Genomic DNA, 18,338 nt, shown 5'->3' with positions numbered 1-18,338 from the left:
ACAGCACCAGGTCGTTGCCCGGCCCGTCGGCCGGCTGAGCCGATGGGTGCCGATCGCCGCTACGCGTACGGTGCCGCCGCCGGCCTCCTGGGGGACCTGCTCCTCGGCGATCCGCGCCGGGGGCATCCGGTCGCCGTGTTCGGGCGGGCCGCGGCCGGCGTGGAACGGGTGCTGTGGCGGGACCACCGCGGGTGGGGCGCGCTGCACACCGCCGTGTGCGCCGGTGGCGCCGTGGCCCTCGGGGCCCTCGCCGCACGTGCCGTACGCCGCTCCCCCGCCGCCTCCGTCGCGTTGACCGGTGCCGCCGTGTGGGCCGTCGTCGGCGGGACCTCACTGGTACGGGAGGCCCGGACCGTCGGGCGGGCCCTGGAAGCGGGGGACGTCGAGGGCGCGCGGGCGCGGCTGCCGCACCTGTGCGGACGGGACCCGCAGGCCCTGGACGCCGACGGCATCGCCCGCGCGGTCGTCGAGTCCGTCGCCGAGAACACCTCCGACGCGGTCGTGGGCGCCCTGGTGTGGGGGGCCGTCGGCGGTGTGCCGGGACTGCTCGGGTTCCGGGCCGTCAACACCCTGGACGCCATGGTCGGCCACCGCTCGCCGCGCCACCTCCGCTTCGGGTGGGCGTCGGCCCGGCTGGACGACGTCGCCGGATGGCCGGGGGCACGGCTGACCGCCGTCCTGGCCGCCGTCGCCGGTGACGATCCGCGCGGGGCGGTGCGGGCCTGGCGGGCCGACGCGCGCAGGCATCCCAGTCCCAACGCCGGTCCCGTGGAGGCGTCGTTCGCCGGTGCCCTCGGGGTGCGGCTGGGCGGGACGCTGTCGTACGCCGGGCGCGTGGAACACCGGCCCGTGCTGAACGGGGAGCGGGGGCGGCCCGTCATGGCCCACGACATCGAACGCGCCGCGCGGCTCTCCCGCCGCGTCGGCCTGCTCGCGCTCGGCGTCACCGTCGCCGCGCGCGTCGTCTCCGCGGGTGTCCTCGCGGCGAGAGCGAAGGGGCGTACGTCATGAGCGGGGGTCTCCTCGTCGCCGGCACCACCTCGGACGCCGGCAAGAGCGTCGTCACCGCCGGGATCTGCCGGTGGCTGGTGCGGCAGGGGGTCAAGGTGGCGCCCTTCAAGGCGCAGAACATGTCCCTCAACTCGTTCGTGACCCGCGAGGGCGCCGAGATCGGGCGCGCGCAGGCCATGCAGGCGCAGGCCTGCCGCATCGAGCCGACGGCGCTGATGAATCCGGTGCTGCTCAAGCCGGGCGGCGAGCGGAGCAGTCAGGTCGTGCTGCTCGGCAGGCCGGTCGGCGAGATGAGCGCGCGCGGGTTCTTCGGGGGGACCGGGGAAGCCGGGGGGTCGTCCCCCGGGAACAGGCTGCGCGGCGGACGGCAGGAGGAACTCCTCGGGACCGTTCTCGACTGTCTCGCCGAGTTGCGGGGCACGTATGACGCGGTGATCTGTGAGGGGGCGGGCAGTCCCGCCGAGATCAACCTGCGGCGGACCGACATCGTGAACATGGGGATCGCCCGCAACGCGCGGCTCCCCGTGCTCGTCGTCGGCGACATCGACCGCGGCGGCGTCTTCGCCTCCTTCTTCGGGACCGTCGCACTGCTCTCGCCGCAGGACCAGGAACTGGTCGCCGGGTTCCTCGTCAACAAGTTCCGCGGTGACGTCTCGCTGCTGGAGCCGGGCCTGGACATGCTGCGCGGGCTGACCGGGCGGCGGACGTACGGGGTGCTGCCGTTCCGGCACGGGCTCGGGATCGACGAGGAGGACGGGATGGCGGTCTCCCTGCGGGGCGCCGTCCGGGAGTCGGCCGTCTCCGCGCCCGTCGGTGAGGACGTGCTGCGGGTCGCCGTCTGCGCGGTCCCGCTGATGTCCAACTTCACCGACGTGGACGCGCTGGCCGCCGAACCGGGCGTCGTCGTGCGGTTCGTGGACCGGCCGGAGGAACTGGCCGACGCCGACCTCGTGGTGCTCCCGGGGACCCGGGGGACGGTCCGGGCGCTGGAGTGGCTGCGGGAGCGCGGGCTGGCGGACGCCGTCCTGCGCAGGGTCGCCGAGGGGCGGCCCGTGCTGGGCGTCTGCGGCGGTTTCCAGATCCTCGGCGCGCACATCGAGGACGAGGTCGAGAGCCGGCGGGGCCATGTCGACGGGCTCGGGGTACTGCCCGTGCGGGTGCGGTTCGCCCGCGAGAAGACCCTGACCCGGCCGGTGGGGGAAGCCCTCGGCGAGCGGGTCGAGGGGTACGAGATCCATCACGGGGTCGCCGACGTCACCGGAGGCCAAGCCTTCCTGGACGGCTGCCGGGTCGGGCAGACCTGGGGCACCCACTGGCACGGCTCACTGGAGTCGGACGGTTTCCGCCGGGCGTTCCTGCGGGAGGTGGCGGCCGCCGCGGGCCGCCGTTTCGTGCCGGCCGCCGACACCTCCTTCGCCGCGCTGCGCGAGGAGCAGCTCGACCGGCTCGGCGACCTGATCGAACAGCACGCGGACACGGACGCGCTGTGGCGGCTCATCGAGTCGGGCGCGCCGCAAGGACTGCCTTTCATTCCACCGGGAGCGCCCGCATGAGCACAGTGTTGTTGTTGTCGACCGCCGACACCGATCTGCTGGCGGCCCGGGCCGCCGCCGGTGCCTCCTACCGGATCGGCAATCCGACCCGCGTGGACGTCGCGGAGGACCTCCCCGGCCTGGTCGAGGGCTCGGACGTCGCCGTCGTACGGCTGCTCGGCGGGAAGCGGGCCTGGGAGGACGGGCTCGCCGCGCTGAAGGCGTCCGGCATCCCCACCGTCCTGCTGGGCGGGGAGGCCGTGCCGGACGCGGAGCTGATGGCCGAGTCGTCCGTGCCGGCCGGCGTGGTGGCGGAGGCGCTGCGGTACCTCGTCGAGGGCGGGCCCGCCAACCTCACCGAACTGGCGCGGTTCCTCTCCGACACCGTCCTGCTGACGGGCGAGGGGTTCGAGGAGCCGCGGCCGATGCCCGCGTACGGCGTCCACGGCGACCGGGTGCGCCGGGAGGGCCGGCCGACCGTCGGCGTGCTCTTCTACCGCGCCCACGAGCTGAGCGGCAACACCGCCTTCGTGGACACGCTGTGCGACGCGATCGAGGCGACGGGCTCCAACGCCCTCCCGGTGTACTGCGGTTCGCTGCGCGACGCCGACCCCGGTCTGTACGAGATCCTCGGGACGGCGGACGCCCTGGTCGCGACCGTCCTCGCGGCGGGCGGCACGCACGCCTCGCAGGCCTCGGCCGGCGGCGACGAGGAGGCCTGGGACATCGGGGCCCTCGCGGACCTCGACGTGCCGGTGCTGCAGGGCCTCTGCCTCACCTCCTCGAGGGCCGCCTGGGACGCCTCCGACGCCGCCCTGTCCCCCATGGACGCGGCGATGCAGGTGGCGATCCCCGAGTTCGACGGGCGGCTGATCACGGTCCCCTTCTCCTTCAAGGAGCAGGGCCCGGACGACGTCCCGGTGTACGTCGCCGACCCCGAGCGGGCCGCGCGCGTCGCCGGGATCGCCGTGCGGCACGCCCGGCTGAAGCACAAGGCGAACGCCGACAAGAAGCTCGCGCTCGTCTTCACCGCCTACCCCACCAAGCACTCGCGGGTCGGCAACGCGGTCGGCCTCGACACGCCCGCCTCCGCCGTCCGGGTGCTGGACGCCCTCCGGGACGCCGGCTACTCGCTCACCGCGTACCCGGACAACGGCGACGAGCTGATCCACCGGCTGATCGAGGCCGGTGGCCACGACGTCGAGTGGCTGACCGAGGAGCAGCTCGCCGCCGCGCCCGCGCGGGTGCCGCTGGCCGACTACCGGGCCTGGTTCGACAAGCTCGACCCGGACCTCCGGCAGGGCATGCTCGACGCGTGGGGCGAGCCGCCGGGCGGCCTGTACGTCGACGGCGACGACATCGTGCTGGCGTCCCTGCGGTTCGGGAACGTCGTCGTGATGATCCAGCCGCCGCGCGGCTTCGGCGAGAACCCGATCGCGATCTACCACGACCCCGACATGCCGCCGTCGCACCACTACATGGCGGCGTACCGCTGGCTGGAGAACAGTTTCGGCGCCGACGCGATCGTCCACATGGGCAAGCACGGCACGATGGAGTGGCTGCCGGGCAAGGGGCTGGGCCTCAGCGGGGGCTGCGCCCCCGACGCCGTGCTCGGCGAGCTCCCGCTGATCTACCCGTTCATCGTCAACGATCCCGGCGAGGGCACGCAGGCCAAGCGGCGCGGGCACGCCACCGTCGTCGACCACCTGGTGCCGCCGATGGCGCGCGCCGACACCTACGGCGACCTGGCGAAGCTGGAGCAGCTCCTCGACGAGTACGCGCTCGTCTCCGACCTGGACCCGGCGAAGGCGCCGGCCGTGCGGGCGCAGATCTGGACGCTGGTGAAGGCGGCCGAGCTGCACCACGACCTGCACGTCGACGACCAGCCGGACGACGAGGCGTTCGACGAGTTCGTCATGCACATCGACGGCTATCTGTGCGAGATCAAGGACGTGCAGATCCGCGACGGCCTGCACGTCCTCGGCGGCGGGCCGGTGGGCGAGCCGCGCGTGAACCTGGTGCTGGCCGTGCTGCGGGCCTCGCAGGTGTGGGGCGGGCGGGCGAACGCGCTGCCGGGGCTGCGGGCCTGCCTGGCGGAGCACTTCGGGCTGGCCGAGAAGGAGCTGCTCGCCGAGCCGGGGGCGCCGGTCAAGGTCCCGGTGGAGCTGACGGACCTGGTGCCGGGCCCGTCGCGCAGCGCCGCCGACGCGATCGACCTGCTGGAACAGCTGTGCCGGCGGATCGCGGAGGGCATGGAGGCGCGGGGGTGGGCGGCCGGTGAGAGCCGTGCGCTCGTCCGGGAGGTCCTGGGCACCGAACTCCCGGACGCCGTCGCGGTGGTGGAGTTCGCCTGTACGGAGGTCGTGCCCCGGCTGGAGCGGACCACCGACGAGATCGGGCACATCCTCCGGGCCCTGGACGGCGGTTACGTCCCGGCCGGTCCGTCCGGCTCGCCGACGCGCGGGCTGGTCAACGTCCTGCCGACCGGCCGCAACTTCTACTCGGTCGACCCCAAGGCCATCCCGTCCCGCCTGAGTTGGGAGGTGGGCCAGTCCCTCGCCGACTCGCTCGTGCAGCGGTACCTCCAGGACACCGGCGCGTACCCGAAGTCGGTGGGCCTGACGGTGTGGGGCACCTCGGCCATGCGCACCCAGGGCGACGACATCGCCGAGATCCTCGCGCTGCTGGGCTGCCGCCCGGTGTGGGACGACGCCTCGCGCCGGGTGACCGGCTTCGAGATCGTGCCGGCGGCGGAACTGGGCCGGCCCCGCATCGACGTCACGGTCCGCATCTCCGGGTTCTTCCGCGACGCGTTCCCGCACGTGGTGGGGCTGATCGACGACGCGGTGCGGGCGGTGGCCGAGCTGGACGAGCCGGCCGACGTCAACTACGTGAAGGCGCACGCCGACGAGGACACCGCCGAGCACGGCGACCGGCGCCGGGCGACGGCCCGGGTCTTCGGCTCCAAGCCGGGCGCGTACGGCGCCGGGCTGCTGCCGCTGATCGACGCCCGCAACTGGCGCTCGGACGCCGACCTCGCCGAGGTGTACGCGGTGTGGGGCGGCTACGCCTACGGGCGCGGACTCGACGGGCGGGCGGCGCGCGGGGACATGGAGACGGCGTTCCGGCGGATCGCCGTCGCCGCGAAGAACGTGGACACCCGCGAGCACGACCTCGTCGACGCCGACGACTACTTCCAGTACCACGGCGGCATGGTCGCCATGGTGCGCCATCTGACGGGCGCCTCCCCCGAGGCGTACGTCGGCGACTCGGCCACCCCCGACCAGGTGAAGACGCGGACGCTGGGCGAGGAGACCCACCGGGTGTTCCGCGCCCGGGTGGTCAACCCGCGCTGGATGGCCGCGATGCGGCGGCACGGCTACAAGGGCGCCTTCGAGATGGCGGCGACCGTCGACTACCTCTTCGGCTACGACGCCACGGCGGGCGTGGTCGACGACTGGATGTACGAGAAGCTCAGCGCCGAGTACGTCTTCGACGCGGAGAACCGGGACTTCATGAAGAAGTCCAACCCGTGGGCGCTGCGCGGCATCACCGAGCGGCTGCTGGAGGCAGCCGAACGCGGGCTGTGGGCCGAGCCGGACGCGGACACGATCGAGCGGCTCCGGGCGACCTACCTGGAGCTGGAAGGCGACTTGGAGGGCGACGACCAGTGAGTACCCCGTTCCCGTTCACGGCCGTCGTCGGCCAGGACGACCTGCGGCTCGCGCTGCTGCTGAACGCCGTGTCGCCGGCGGTCGGCGGGGTGCTGGTGCGCGGCGAGAAGGGCACCGCCAAGTCGACGGCGGTGCGCGCCCTCTCGGTGCTGCTGCCGGCGGTCTCCGTGGTTCCCGGATGCCGCTTCTCCTGCGATCCCGCCCGTCCCGACCCCGCGTGCCCGGACGGGCCGCACGAGCCGGGGGCCGGGGCCGAACGGCCCGCGCGGATGGTCGAGCTGCCCGTCGGCGCCTCCGAGGACCGCCTGGTGGGCGCGCTCGACATCGAGCGGGCGCTCTCGGAGGGCGTGAAGGCCTTCGAGCCCGGCCTGCTCGCCGACGCGCACCGCGGGATCCTGTACGTCGACGAGGTCAACCTCCTCCACGACCACCTGGTCGACCTGCTGCTGGACGCGGCGGCGATGGGCGCGTCGTACGTGGAGCGCGAGGGTGTGTCCGTGCGGCACGCGTCGAAGTTCCTGCTGGTCGGCACCATGAACCCGGAGGAGGGCGAGCTGCGGCCGCAGCTGCTCGACCGGTTCGGGCTGACCGTGGAGGTCGCCGCCTCCCGGGAGCCCGACCAGCGCGTGGAGGTCGTCCGGCGGCGGCTCGCCCACGACGACGACCCGGCCGGCTTCGCCGCCCGGTGGGCCGACGAGGAGACCGCCGTACGGGCGCGGATCGTGGCGGCGCGCAAGCTGCTGCCGTCGGTGCGGCTGGGCGACGGGGCGCTGCGGCAGATCGCGGCGACCTGTGCCGCGTTCGAGGTGGACGGCATGCGGGCCGACATCGTGATGGCGCGGACGGCCACGGCGCTGGCGGCCTGGGCCGGGCGGACCGAGGTGCTCGCGGAGGACGTCCGGCAGGCCGCGCTGCTCGCGCTGCCGCACCGGCGGCGCCGCAACCCCTTCGACGCGCCCGGGCTCGACGAGGACAAGCTCGACGAGACGCTGGAGGAGTTCGGCGGCTCCGACGACGAGAACCCCGACCCCGACCCGGACCCCGGTCCGGACGGGCCCGGCGGGGGCGGCGGGCAGCCGCCGTCGGAGGGGCCCGAGGGCGGTGACACCGGGGCGCGTCCCGAGGCCGGGGAGGGCGGTGAGCCGCAGACCTCGGGGGCCGGCGCCGGTGAGCAGCAGCCGGCGCGTGCCGCCGAGCCCTTCCGGACCAAGGCGCTGAGCGTGCCCGGGATCGGGGAGGGCGCCGCCGGGCGGCGGTCGCGGGCGCGGACCGAGCACGGGCGGACCACCGGGGCCCGGCGGCCCCGGGGGACGCTGTCCAAGCTGCATCTGGCGGCGACCGTGCAGGCGGCGGCGCCGCACCAGCGGGCGCGCGGGCGCTCGGGGCGCGGTCTCGTCGTGCGCCGTGACGATCTGCGGCAGGCGACGCGGGAGGGGCGCGAGGGCAATCTCGTCCTGTTCGTCGTCGACGCGTCCGGGTCCATGGCGGCCCGGCAGCGGATGGGCGCGGTGAAGGGTGCCGTGCTGTCGCTGCTGCTGGACGCCTACCAGCGGCGGGACAAGGTGGGGCTGGTGACGTTCCGGGGGTCGGCCGCCGACGTGGCGCTGCCGCCGACCTCGTCCGTGGACGCGGCGGCGGTGCGGCTGGAGTCGTTGCCGACCGGGGGGCGGACGCCGCTGGCGGCCGGGCTGCTCAGGGCGCACGACGTGCTGCGGGTGGAGCGGCTGCGGGACTCCGCCCGGCGGCCGCTGGTCGTCGTGGTGACGGACGGGCGGGCGACCGGCGGGCCCGAGCCCGTCGCCCTCGCCGGTCGGGCGGCCCGGCTGTTCGCGGCCGAGGGCGTCGCGTCCGTGGTCGTGGACTGCGAGTCGGGGCCCGTGCGGCTGGGGCTCGCCGGGCGCCTCGCGGCCGAGCTGGGCGGCAGTGCCGTCACGCTCGACGAGTTGCGGGCGGACTCGATCGCCGGGTTGGTCAGGGACGTGCAGGGGACTTCGAGGAGGGCCGCGTAATGCCGCAGGGACAGCCGAGTGTCGTACCGGACGACGGACTGACGACCCGTCAGCGGCGTAACCGGCCGCTGGTCGTCGTGCACACCGGGGTCGGCAAGGGCAAGTCGACGGCCGCGTTCGGGCTCGCGCTGCGGGCCTGGAACCAGGGGTGGCCCATCGGGGTGTTCCAGTTCGTCAAGTCGGCGAAGTGGAAGGTCGGCGAGGAGAACGCGCTGCGGGTGCTCGGGGACTCCGGGCAGGGCGGGTCGGTCGCCTGGCACAAGATGGGCGAGGGCTGGTCCTGGGTGCAGCGGGACTCGCAGATGGACAACGAGGAGAAGGCCCGCGAGGGCTGGGAGCAGGTCAAGCGGGACCTCGCCGCGCAGACGTACCGGCTGTACGTGCTCGACGAGTTCGCCTACCCCCTGCACTGGGGGTGGATCGACACCGACGAGGTGGTGTCCGTGCTGCGGGAGCGGCCGGGGAACCAGCACGTGGTGATCACCGGGCGCAACGCGCCGGAGAAGCTGGTGGAGTTCGCGGACCTGGTGACCGACATGTCCAAGGTCAAGCACCCCATGGACGTGGGGCAGAAGGGGCAGAGGGGCATCGAGTGGTGACGTCCTCCGTCCCACGGCTGGTCGTCGCCGCGCCCTCGTCGGGCAGCGGCAAGACCACCGTCGCCACGGGGCTGATGGCCGCGTTCGCCGCGCGGGGGCTCGCCGTGTCCCCGCACAAGGTGGGACCGGACTACATCGATCCCGGGTACCACGCGCTCGCCACCGGGCGGGTGGGGCGGAACCTCGACGCGTACCTGTGCGGGCCGGAGCTGGTGGCTCCGCTGTTCCTGCACGGGGCGCGCGGGTGTGACATCGCCGTCGTCGAGGGCGTGATGGGGCTGTACGACGGGGCCGCGGGGCAGGGTGAACTGGCGTCCACGGCGCAGGTGGCGAAGCTGCTGCGGGCGCCGGTGGTGCTGGTCGTGGACGCGTCGTCGCAGTCGCGGTCGGTGGCGGCGCTGGTGCACGGGTTCGTGTCGTGGGACCCGCAGGTGCGGATCGGGGGCGTGATCCTGAACAAGGTCGCCTCCGACCGGCACGAGGCGTTGCTGCGGGAGGCGCTCGAGTCGGTGGGGGTGCCGGTGCTGGGTGCGCTGCGGCGGGCCGCGACGGTGGAGACGCCGTCGCGGCACCTGGGGCTGGTGCCGGTGGCCGAGCGCGGGGCGCAGGCGGTGGAAGCGGTGGCCGCCATGGCGGCGCAGGTCTCGGCCGGGTGCGATCTGGAGGCGCTGGCCGCGCTGGCGCGTGGTGCGGGGCCGCTGCCGGGTGCGGCCTGGGACGCGCCCGGGGCCGTGGCCGGGGTCACGGCCGGGCCCGGTCATGACCGCCCGGCCCGGCCGGCCGAGGGACCGGCGCCCACGATCGCCGTCGCCGGTGGGGCCGCGTTCACCTTCTCCTACGCCGAGCACACCGAGCTGCTCACCGCCGCCGGGGCCGACGTCGTGACCTTCGACCCGCTGCGGGACGGGCACCTTCCTCCGGGGACGGCCGGGTTGGTGGTGGGGGGCGGGTTCCCCGAGGTGTACGCCGCCGAGTTGTCCGCGAACGAGGGGCTCCGCAAGGAGGTCGCCGCGCTCGCGGAGAGCGGGGCGCCGGTCGCCGCCGAGTGCGCCGGACTGCTGTATCTGTGCCGGGAGCTGGACGGGCGGCCCATGTGCGGGGTGCTCGACGCCACGGCCCGGATGACCGAGCGGCTCACCCTCGGCTACCGGGACGCCGTCGCCGTGGGCGACAGCGTGCTCGCCGGGGCGGGGACGCGGATGCGGGGGCACGAGTTCCACCGGACCGTCGTCGAGCCGGGCGCCGGGGCGGCTCCCGCGTGGGGGGTCCTCGCTCCCGTGAAGCGGGTCGAAGGTTTTGTGGAGCGCGGTGTGCACGCGAGTTACCTGCACACGCACTGGGCGTCGTCGCCCGGTGCGGCCCGTCGGTTCGTGGAGAGGTGCCGGACGTCATGAGCAGCAGGCTGATCGGAGTCGGGGTCGGTCCCGGGGATCCGGAGCTGGTGACCGTGAAGGGCGTCAACGCTCTGCGGGCCGCCGACGTGGTCGTCGTCCCCGTGATGGCCGCGCCCGACGGAACGGCGGGCGGGGAGCGGGGGCGCGCCGAGGCCACCGTGCTCCACTACGTCCCCGCGGAGAAGGTCGTCCGGGTGGCGTTCGCGCTGAACGAGCGGACCGACCGGGACCGGCGGGAGGCCGCCTGGGACGCCGCCGGGGAGCGGGTGGCTCAGCTGCTCACGCAGTACGACACCGTCGCCTTCGCCACCATCGGCGACCCGAACGTGTACTCGACGTTCACGTATCTCGCCCATACCGTCGGGGAGTCGGTGCCGGGCACGGTCGTGGAGACGGTGCCCGGGATCACCGCCATGCAGGACCTCGCGGCGCGGTCGGGGGCCGTACTGACCGAGGGGACCGAGCCGTTGACGCTGGTGCCCGTGACGGCGGGGTCGGCCGTGCTCAAGGACGCCCTGGCCGGACCCGGCACCGTCGTCGCCTACAAGTTCGGCCGGCAGGCCGCCGAGGTCGCGGAGGCGCTGCGCGAGACCGGGCGGCTCGAGGACGCGGTGTGGGGATCGGCGCTCGGGCTGGCCGAGGAGTCCATCCGGCCCGCCGCCGAGCTGGCCGGGGAGCCCCTCCCCTACCTCTCGACGCTCATCGCGCCCGCGCGACGCGACGGCGGACGGGGCGGCAAGCTGTGAGACGCCCCGCCCCGGAGGCGGCCGCCGGGTCCCGCCGGAACCCGGTGACCGGCCCGGCGGTCCGGCCTCGCCGGGAGCCGGCCCCCGCCGGGCCCCACCACCGGCCGGCCCGCGCCGGGATCCCCCGCCGCCCGGCCACCGGCTCCGTGGCCGACGCCCGCTGCCGGACGGCGGCCGGTTCACTGCGCCAGGCCCACCACCAGCCAGATGAAGGCCGCGCCCGCGATCGTGCACAGCACCGTCGAGCGGGCGGGGTGTTCGTGGTGGGCCTCGGGCAGGATCTCGGCCGCCGCCAGGTAGAGCAGTCCGCCGGCGAAGAAGCCCAGGTAGCCGCCGAGCAGCGGCTCGGGGATGGTGACGAACGTGGTGCAGGCGGCGCCGACGACCGGTGCCGCGGCGTCCGCGACCAGCATGGCGAGGGCTCTGCGGCGGGCGTTCCCGTACAGGCTCGTGATGGTGTACGTGTTGAAGCCGTCCGCGAAGTCGTGGGCGATGACGGCCAGCGCGACGGACGCGCCCATGCCCCCGCCGACCTGGAAGGCCGCGCCGATCGCGACGCCGTCCATGGCGCTGTGACCGACCATCGCCGCGGCCGCCGTGAGGCCCACCTGGGGGCTGCGGCCGTCGTGCTCGCCGGCGCCGTGCGCAGCCTGCCGGTGGGCCAGCAGACGTTCCACCAGATGGGCCAGCAGGAAGCCCGCCACGAACAGCAGCAGCGCGGCGGGCACCCCGAAGACCTCCGTGCCGGCCGCCTCCAGGGCCTCCGGCAGCAGGTCCAGGCCGACCACGCCGAGCATGAGGCCCCCGGCCAGGCCCAGCACCAGGTGGCGGCGGTCGGTCACGCGCTGTGCGGTCCAGCCGCCGGCCAACGTCATCAGGAACGCGCCGAGCGCGACGAACACCGCCATGTGCCCTTCGTATCCGATCGGGCCCCGGCCACGCACCTTCGCCACCACCCGTTTCCCGCCCCGCACTCCACCCCGTGATGAGAGGACCCGAACCCATGGCCGACGCCCCCACCGGCAAGGTGACCTTCGTCGGCGCCGGTCCCGGCGCCGCCGACCTGCTGACCTTCCGTGCCGCCCGCGCCATCGCCGAGGCCGACGTCGTGATCTGGGCCGCGAGCCTGGTCCAGGCGGAGGTGCTTGAGCACGCGCGCGAGGACGCGGAGATCCTCGACTCGGCGACCATGTCCCTGGAGGACGTCGTCGCCGTCTACGAACGGGCGCACCGGGACGGCCTCGAGGTCGCCCGGATCCACTCCGGCGACCCCGCCCTGTGGGGCGGCACCCAGGAACAGGTCGACCGCTGCGACGAGATCGGCATCGCCACCGAGATCGTGCCCGGGGTGTCCTCCTTCTCCGCCGTCGCCGCGCTGGCCCGGCGCGAGCTGACGATCCCCGAGGTGGCGCAGTCGGTGATCCTCACCCGGCTCGGCGGCGGCAAGACGCCCATGCCGCCCGGCGAGGAGGTGCGGGAATTCGCCCGGCACGGCACGACCATGGCGGTCTTCCTGTCGGCCGCGCGCAGCGGACAGCTGGTGCGGGAGCTGCTGGAAGGCGGCTACCCGACCTCGACGCCCGTCGTCGTCGCCCATCAGGCCACCTGGCCGGAGGAGCTGGTCGTGCGGTGCACGATCGGCACTCTGGAGGAGACGGTCAAGGAGCACAAGCTGTGGAAGCACACGCTGTTCCTGGTCGGCCCGGCGCTCGCCGCGCACGGCACCCGCTCGCACCTCTACCACCCCGGTCACTTCCACGGCCACCGCAAGGCCGACCCCGAGGCCCGCAGGGCCCTGCGCGAACGGGGTGCCCGTACGTGAGCCGTCCGATCACCGTCGTCGGCACGGGGACCGGGGCACCCGTCCCCGAGGCGGTGACGGCGGGCGCGGACCTCGTCGTCGGCGGACGCCGCCACCTGGACGCCGCGGAGCTGCCGGAGGGCGCCGAGCGGATCGTGCTGGGGCCGCTGGCGCCCGCTCTCGACGGCATCGAGAGGTACGTCGCCGAGGAGCGGCAGGTGGTGGTGCTGGCGTCCGGGGACCCGGGGTTCTTCGGGATCGTGCGGGCGCTCGCCGAGCGGTTCGGCGCGGACCGGCTGGAGGTCGTGCCGGGGGTGTCCTCGGTCGCCACCGCGTTCGCGCGGCTCGGTCTGACCTGGGAGGACGCCGTCGTCGTCAGTGCGCACGGGCGGGATCCGCGGACGGCGGTCCAGGTGTGCCGGGCACATCCGAAGGTGGCCGTGCTGACCGGGCCCGGTGCCGGTCCCGCCGAGCTGGGCGCCGCGCTGGCCCGGACCGCTCCCGGCCGGGTGCTCGTCGTCGCCTCGGCGCTGGGCGACCCGGCCCGCGAGCTCGTGGAGCGGGTCACGCCCGCGCAGGCGGCGGCGCGCGACTGGGGGACGGCGGTGAGTGTCGTGCTGTGCCTGGACGAGGCGCGGGCGGCCGGCCCCGTGCGGACGCTGGCGGGGCCGGTGCGCCGGCCCGCCGGGTGGGCGCTGGACGAGGGCGACTTCGCGCACCGCGACTCGATGATCACCAAGTTCGAGGTGCGGGCGCTGGCACTGGCCCGGCTCGGGCCGCGCCCCGGCGACCTGGTCTGGGACGTGGGTTCCGGTTCGGGGTCGGTGGCCGTGGAGTGCGCGCGGCTGGGCGCCGCGGTCAGCGCGGTGGAGAAGTCCGGGGACGGCGTCGGACGGATCCGGGCCAACGCGGCCGCGCACGGCGTCGACGTGCACGTGGTGCACGGCAGCGCGCCGCAGGCCCTGGACGGACTCGACGATCCGGACGCGGTGTTCGTCGGCGGCGGCGGGCGGGAGCTGCCCGCCGTCGTCGGGGCGTGCGCGCGCCGGGCCCGGCGGACCGTGGTCGTCGCGATGGCCGCGCTGGACCGGGTGCCCGCGGCGCGGGCCGCGCTCACGGACGCCGGGTTCGCCGTCGACGGCGTCCTGCTGCAGTCCTCGCGGCTGGCCCCGCTGCCGGGGGACGTGACCCGGCTGGCGGCGACCAATCCCGTCTTCCTGCTGTGGGGGTCCAGGCCCCCCGTCCTTGAAGAAACCCCTGAAGAAACCCCTGAAGAAGACTCTGCGGAAGTCCCCGCGGAGGTCCCCGAAGAAGGAGTTGCCCAGTGATCGGCCTCATTTCCGCCACCGCGGCGGGGGCGGCGGCGCGCGACCGGCTGGCCGCGGCGTGGCCGGACCGCACGCGCGTGTACGACGGGCCCGTCGGGGACGCCGTCCGGCGGGCGTTCGCGGAGTGCGAGCAGCTCGTGTGCTTCCTGGCGACGGGCGCGGTGGTACGGCTCGTCGCGCCCCTGCTGTCCGACAAGGCGTCCGACCCGGGTGTGGTGTGCGTCGACGAGGCGGGCCGGTTCGCGGTGCCGCTGGTCGGCGGGCACGCGGGCGGCGCCAACGACCTGGCCCGCGAGGTGGGCGAGTCGCTGGGTGCGGTGCCCGTGGTGACCACGGCGACGGACGCCGTCGGCATCCCCGGTCTCGACACCCTCGGCATGCCCGTGGAGGGCGATGTCGCGGGCGTGACGCGGGCCCTGCTGGACGGGGAGCCGGTCGCGCTGCGCGCGGAGGTGGCGTGGCCGCTGCCGCCGGTGCCGTTCGCCGAGCGGGGCGCCTGGACCGTGCGCCTCACGGACCGGGCCGTCGAACCCGCCGGGCGCGAGGTGCTGCTGCGTCCGCCGTCGCTGGTGGTGGGGGTCGGTGCGTCCAAGGGCGCTCCGGTGGGTGAAGTACTCGACGTGATCGAGTCGGCCCTGCGGGACGCGGGTCTGTCCGCGCGCAGCCTCGCCGAGCTGGCCACCGTGGACGCCAAGCGCGAGGAGCCGGGCATCGTGGGGGCGGCCGAGCGGCTCGGCGTGCCGGTGGTGACGTACCCGGCCGGGGAGCTGGCGGCGGTGCCGGTGCCGAACCCCTCCGAGGCGCCCCTCGCCGCCGTGGGCACCCCGTCCGTCGCCGAGGCGGCCGCCCTGGCCGGCGGCGGCGAACTCCTCGTGCCCAAGCGCAAGTCGGCCGGTGTCCCCGCGACGGCGACCTGTGCCGTCGTACGGCGGCCCGGACGCGGCCGGCTGGCGGTGGTCGGGCTCGGGCCCGGCGCCCGCGACCTGCTCACCCCGCGCGCGAGGGCCGAACTGCGGCGCGCCTCGGTGCTCGTCGGCCTCGACCAGTACGTCGACCAGATCCGTGACCTGCTGCGGCCCGGCACCCGGGTCCTGGAGTCCGGGCTCGGCGCGGAGGAGGAGCGGGCCCGCACGGCCGTCGCCGAGGCCCGGCGCGGGCACGCCGTCGCGCTGATCGGCAGCGGGGACGCCGGCGTGTACGCCATGGCCTCCCCCGCGCTCGCCGAGGCGTCCGACGACATCGACGTGGTCGGCGTGCCGGGTGTGACCGCCGCGCTGGCCGCCGCCGCGCTCCTGGGCGCGCCGCTGGGCCACGACCACGTGTCGATCAGCCTGTCCGACCTGCACACGCCGTGGGAGGTCATCGAGCGGCGGGTGCGGGCGGCGGCCGAGGCGGACCTCGTGGTGACGTTCTACAACCCGCGCAGCCGGGGCCGGGACTGGCAGCTGCCGAAGGCGCTCGCGATCCTCGCGGAGCACCGGGAGCCGACGACCCCGGTGGGCGTCGTGCGCAACGCCTCACGCCCGGACGGCACCGCGCGGGTGACGACGCTCGCGCTGCTCGACCCGGCGACGGTGGACATGATGACGGTCGTGACGGTGGGCAACACGGCGACCCGGGACATCGCCGGCCGCATGGTGACGCCGCGCGGCTACCGCTGGCAGGAGGAGCCCAAGTGAACCGTGTGGTCCACCCGATCGAGCAGGAGTCCTTCCGGCGGCTGCGCGCCCGCCTGGACACCTCGCACTTCCCGCCGCTGACCCGGGCGGTGGTGGAGCGGGTGATCCACTCCGCCGCCGACCTGGAGTACGCGAGCGACCTCGTCATGGACGAGGGCGACCTGGAGAAGGCGCACGCCGCGCTGCACGCCGGGGCGCCGGTGGTCGTGGACGTGGAGATGGTGGCCGCCGGCATCACCCGGCGGGAGACCGTCTGCCGGCTCCGGGACGCCGTGGCCGGTCCCGGGCTGACGCGTTCGGCGCACGCGGTCCGGCTGGCGTACGAGCAGGTCGGGCCCGGCGCCCTGTGGGTGATCGGCTGTGCGCCGACCGCCCTGGAGGAGCTGCTCACCCTCGACGCCTCCCCCGCACTCGTCGTCGGCCTGCCCGTCGGTTTCGTCGGCGCGGCCGAGTCCAAGGCCGCGTTGCGCGAGAGCGGCCTGCCCGCCGTGAGCAACGTGTCCGAGAAGGGCGGCTCGGCGGTCGCCGCCGCCGCGCTCAACGCCCTGCTGTACACCCCCCTTTCGCACTCCGAGGAGAAACCGTGACCACGCCGCCGCCCGCCCTGCTCATCGCCGGCCATGGCACCCGGGACGAGGCCGGAGCCGAGGCGTTCCGTGACTTCGTCCGGGAGCTGGGCCGCCGCCACCCCGAACTGCCCGTCGCGGGCGGCTTCATCGAGCTGTCCCCGCCGCCGCTGGGCGAGGCGGTGACGGACCTGGTGGAGCGCGGCGTACGGCGGTTCGCGGCCGTCCCGCTGATGCTGGTGTCCGCCGGTCACGCCAAGGGGGACATCCCGGCGGCGCTGGCCCGGGAGAAGGAGCGGCACCCGGGGATCTCCTACACGTACGGCCGTCCGCTGGGCCCGCACCCGGCGCTGCTGAACGTGCTGGGGCGGCGGCTGGACGAGGCGCTGGGCGGCGCGCGCACGCCCGAGGAGCCGGCCGACGTGACCGTCCTGCTCGTCGGGCGCGGCTCGACCGACCCGGACGCCAACGCCGAGGTGCACAAGGCGGCCCGCCTGCTGTGGGAGGGCCGCGGGTACGCCGGTGTGGAGACCGCGTTCGTGTCGCTGGCGGCGCCGGACGTGCCGAGCGGGCTCGACCGGTGCCTCAGGCTCGGCGCGCGGCGGATCGTCGTCCTGCCCTACTTCCTGTTCACCGGGATCCTGCCGGACCGGGTGCGGCACCAGACCGAGGAGTGGGCGGCCGGGCACCCGGAGGTCGAGGTGCGGTCGGCGGACGTCATCGGGCCCGAGCCGGAGCTGCTGGACCTGGTGATGGAACGGTACGCGGAGGCCGTCAAGGGTGATCTGCGGATGAACTGCGACTCGTGCGTGTACCGGATCGCGCTGCCCGGCTTCGAGGACAAGGTGGGGCAGCCGCAGCAGCCGCACTTCCACCCCGACGACGAGGGCCACGACCACGGTCACCACCATCACGGAGGGCACGCGCATTCCCATGCACACTGACGGGCACGACCTGCGGCACCACGGGGACGCGGAGGTGCGCGACGACGGCTCGGCGCTGGTCGACCTCGCCGTCAACGTCCGCGCGGACACGCCCCCGGCGTGGCTGCGCGAGCACGTCGCCGCGTCCCTGACCGGGCTCGCGGCCTACCCCGACGGCCGGGCCGCGCGGGCGGCGGTGGCGGCGCGGCACGGGCTGCCGGTCGAGCGGGTGCTGCTGACGGCGGGTGCGGCGGAGGCGTTCGTGCTGCTGGCCCGCGCCCTGAAGGTCCGTCGGCCGGTCGTGGTGCACCCCCAGTTCACCGAGCCGGAGGCCGCGCTGCGGGACGCGGGGCACAGCGTCGACCGGGTGCTGCTGCGGGAGGAGGACGGCTTCCGGCTCGATCCGGCGGCCGTCCCCGAGGACGCCGATCTGGTGGTGATCGGCAACCCGACGAACCCGACGTCGGTACTGCATCCCGCCGCCGCGGTCGCCGGGCTCGCCCGGCCCGGGCGGACGCTGGTCGTCGACGAGGCGTTCATGGACGCGGTGCCGGGCGAGCGCGAGGCCCTGGCCGGGCGGACGGACGTGCCCGGTCTGGTGGTGCTGCGCAGCCTGACGAAGACGTGGGGGCTGGCGGGGCTGCGCATCGGATACGTCCTCGCCGCGCCGGACACCATCGGCGAACTGGAGCGGGCCCAGCCGCTGTGGCCGGTGTCCACGCCCGCGCTGGCGGCGGCTCAGGCCTGCGTGTCGCCGCGGGCGCTGTCCGAGGCGGCGCGGGCGGCGGACCGGGTGGCTGCCGACCGGGCGCATCTCGTGGCCGGGCTGGCGCGGTTCGCGGGGGCCGGCGTGCGGGTGGCGGGGCCCGCGGAGGGGCCGTTCGTGCTGGTGCGGGTGCCCGCGGCGGCGGCGGTGCGGCGGGAGCTGCGTGCCCTCGGGTACGCCGTGCGGCGCGGGGACACGTTTCCCGGGCTGGGTGAGGACTGGCTGCGGGTCGCGGTGCGGGACCGCGGGACGGTGGACGGGTTCCTGCAGGCGGTGGGGACGGTGCTGGGGGCGGCGGGGTGACGCCGGG

At 75.4% G+C, this 18,338-nt stretch carries 14 protein-coding genes; 13 read left to right on the top strand and 1 reads right to left on the bottom strand.

Going from position 1 to position 18,338, the window contains the following annotated elements; genetic code table 11:
• Positions 1–42: 42 nt before the first annotated feature.
• The 7 genes from AB0N31_RS24280 to cobI are packed head-to-tail and all read left to right on the top strand — an operon-like array spanning position 43 to position 10,965.
• Complete coding sequence (locus tag AB0N31_RS24280; RefSeq protein ID WP_366060507.1) at positions 43–1,011, top strand: cobalamin biosynthesis protein; 969 nt, start codon at positions 43–45, stop codon at positions 1,009–1,011.
• Positions 1,008–2,564: a cobyric acid synthase gene (locus AB0N31_RS24275; protein ID WP_366060506.1), complete on the top strand. Its 1,557-nt coding sequence runs from the start codon at positions 1,008–1,010 to the stop codon at positions 2,562–2,564. The genes AB0N31_RS24280 and AB0N31_RS24275 overlap by 4 nt, the downstream gene beginning before the upstream one ends.
• Positions 2,561–6,217, top strand: coding sequence for a cobaltochelatase subunit CobN (cobN, locus tag AB0N31_RS24270; RefSeq protein WP_366060505.1), 3,657 nt, complete (start codon positions 2,561–2,563; stop codon positions 6,215–6,217). The genes AB0N31_RS24275 and cobN overlap by 4 nt, the downstream gene beginning before the upstream one ends.
• Positions 6,214–8,226, top strand: coding sequence for a putative cobaltochelatase (locus AB0N31_RS24265; protein ID WP_366060504.1), 2,013 nt, complete (start codon positions 6,214–6,216; stop codon positions 8,224–8,226). The genes cobN and AB0N31_RS24265 overlap by 4 nt, the downstream gene beginning before the upstream one ends.
• Positions 8,226–8,825 (top strand): cob(I)yrinic acid a,c-diamide adenosyltransferase, encoded by a 600-nt coding sequence (gene cobO / locus AB0N31_RS24260; protein ID WP_366060503.1) that lies wholly within the window; start codon positions 8,226–8,228, stop codon positions 8,823–8,825. The genes AB0N31_RS24265 and cobO overlap by 1 nt, the downstream gene beginning before the upstream one ends.
• A complete protein-coding gene (locus tag AB0N31_RS24255; RefSeq protein WP_366060502.1) occupies positions 8,819–10,219 on the top strand; it encodes a cobyrinate a,c-diamide synthase in 1,401 nt (466 codons plus the stop codon). Before cobO ends, AB0N31_RS24255 begins: the two co-directional genes overlap by 7 nt.
• Positions 10,216–10,965, top strand: coding sequence for a precorrin-2 C(20)-methyltransferase (gene cobI, locus AB0N31_RS24250; protein WP_366060501.1), 750 nt, complete (start codon positions 10,216–10,218; stop codon positions 10,963–10,965). The genes AB0N31_RS24255 and cobI overlap by 4 nt, the downstream gene beginning before the upstream one ends.
• A 179-nt stretch (positions 10,966–11,144) precedes the next feature.
• On the opposite strand, the gene AB0N31_RS24245 is transcribed toward cobI, so the two are convergent.
• On the bottom strand, positions 11,145–11,873 hold the full coding sequence (locus AB0N31_RS24245; RefSeq protein WP_366060500.1) for a ZIP family metal transporter: 729 nt from the start codon (positions 11,871–11,873) through the stop codon (positions 11,145–11,147).
• A gap of 95 nt (positions 11,874–11,968) precedes the next feature.
• Here AB0N31_RS24245 and cobM point away from each other — a divergent pair, with 95 nt between their 5' ends.
• From cobM to cobC, 6 genes are read left to right on the top strand one after another with little or no spacing between them, the layout of a single operon-like run.
• Complete coding sequence (gene cobM / locus AB0N31_RS24240; RefSeq protein ID WP_366060499.1) at positions 11,969–12,787, top strand: precorrin-4 C(11)-methyltransferase; 819 nt, start codon at positions 11,969–11,971, stop codon at positions 12,785–12,787.
• Positions 12,784–14,094 (top strand): precorrin-6y C5,15-methyltransferase (decarboxylating) subunit CbiE, encoded by a 1,311-nt coding sequence (gene cbiE / locus AB0N31_RS24235; RefSeq protein ID WP_366060498.1) that lies wholly within the window; start codon positions 12,784–12,786, stop codon positions 14,092–14,094. Before cobM ends, cbiE begins: the two co-directional genes overlap by 4 nt.
• Complete coding sequence (gene cobJ, locus AB0N31_RS24230; protein WP_366060497.1) at positions 14,091–15,773, top strand: precorrin-3B C(17)-methyltransferase; 1,683 nt, start codon at positions 14,091–14,093, stop codon at positions 15,771–15,773. The genes cbiE and cobJ overlap by 4 nt, the downstream gene beginning before the upstream one ends.
• Entirely contained in the window at positions 15,770–16,360 is a 591-nt protein-coding gene (locus tag AB0N31_RS24225; RefSeq protein WP_366060496.1) for a precorrin-8X methylmutase, read from the top strand. Before cobJ ends, AB0N31_RS24225 begins: the two co-directional genes overlap by 4 nt.
• On the top strand, positions 16,357–17,283 hold the full coding sequence (locus AB0N31_RS24220) for a sirohydrochlorin chelatase (protein ID WP_366060495.1): 927 nt from the start codon (positions 16,357–16,359) through the stop codon (positions 17,281–17,283). Before AB0N31_RS24225 ends, AB0N31_RS24220 begins: the two co-directional genes overlap by 4 nt.
• Positions 17,273–18,331 (top strand): Rv2231c family pyridoxal phosphate-dependent protein CobC, encoded by a 1,059-nt coding sequence (gene cobC / locus AB0N31_RS24215; RefSeq protein ID WP_366060494.1) that lies wholly within the window; start codon positions 17,273–17,275, stop codon positions 18,329–18,331. The genes AB0N31_RS24220 and cobC overlap by 11 nt, the downstream gene beginning before the upstream one ends.
• The last annotated feature ends 7 nt before the right edge of the window (positions 18,332–18,338 follow it).

This window comes from Streptomyces sp. NPDC051051 (genome assembly GCF_040682975.1).
Taxonomy (GTDB): Bacteria; Actinomycetota; Actinomycetes; order Streptomycetales; family Streptomycetaceae; genus Streptomyces.
The sequence above is the reverse complement of the archived record's forward strand: the minus strand, read 5'-3'. Positions and strand labels throughout refer to the sequence as shown.

Excerpts from the sequence above, each read along its gene's own strand:
- AB0N31_RS24280 (WP_366060507.1), top strand. The coding sequence starts at position 43 with ATGGGTGCCGATCGCCGCTACGCGTACGGTGCCGCCGCCGGCCTCCTG.
- AB0N31_RS24275 (WP_366060506.1), top strand. The coding sequence starts at position 1,008 with ATGAGCGGGGGTCTCCTCGTCGCCGGCACCACCTCGGACGCCGGCAAG.
- cobN (WP_366060505.1), top strand. The coding sequence starts at position 2,561 with ATGAGCACAGTGTTGTTGTTGTCGACCGCCGACACCGATCTGCTGGCG.
- cobO (WP_366060503.1), top strand. The coding sequence starts at position 8,226 with ATGCCGCAGGGACAGCCGAGTGTCGTACCGGACGACGGACTGACGACC.
- cobI (WP_366060501.1), top strand. The coding sequence starts at position 10,216 with ATGAGCAGCAGGCTGATCGGAGTCGGGGTCGGTCCCGGGGATCCGGAG.
- AB0N31_RS24245 (WP_366060500.1), bottom strand. The coding sequence starts at position 11,873 with ATGGCGGTGTTCGTCGCGCTCGGCGCGTTCCTGATGACGTTGGCCGGC.
- cobM (WP_366060499.1), top strand. The coding sequence starts at position 11,969 with ATGGCCGACGCCCCCACCGGCAAGGTGACCTTCGTCGGCGCCGGTCCC.
- cobC (WP_366060494.1), top strand. The coding sequence starts at position 17,273 with ATGCACACTGACGGGCACGACCTGCGGCACCACGGGGACGCGGAGGTG.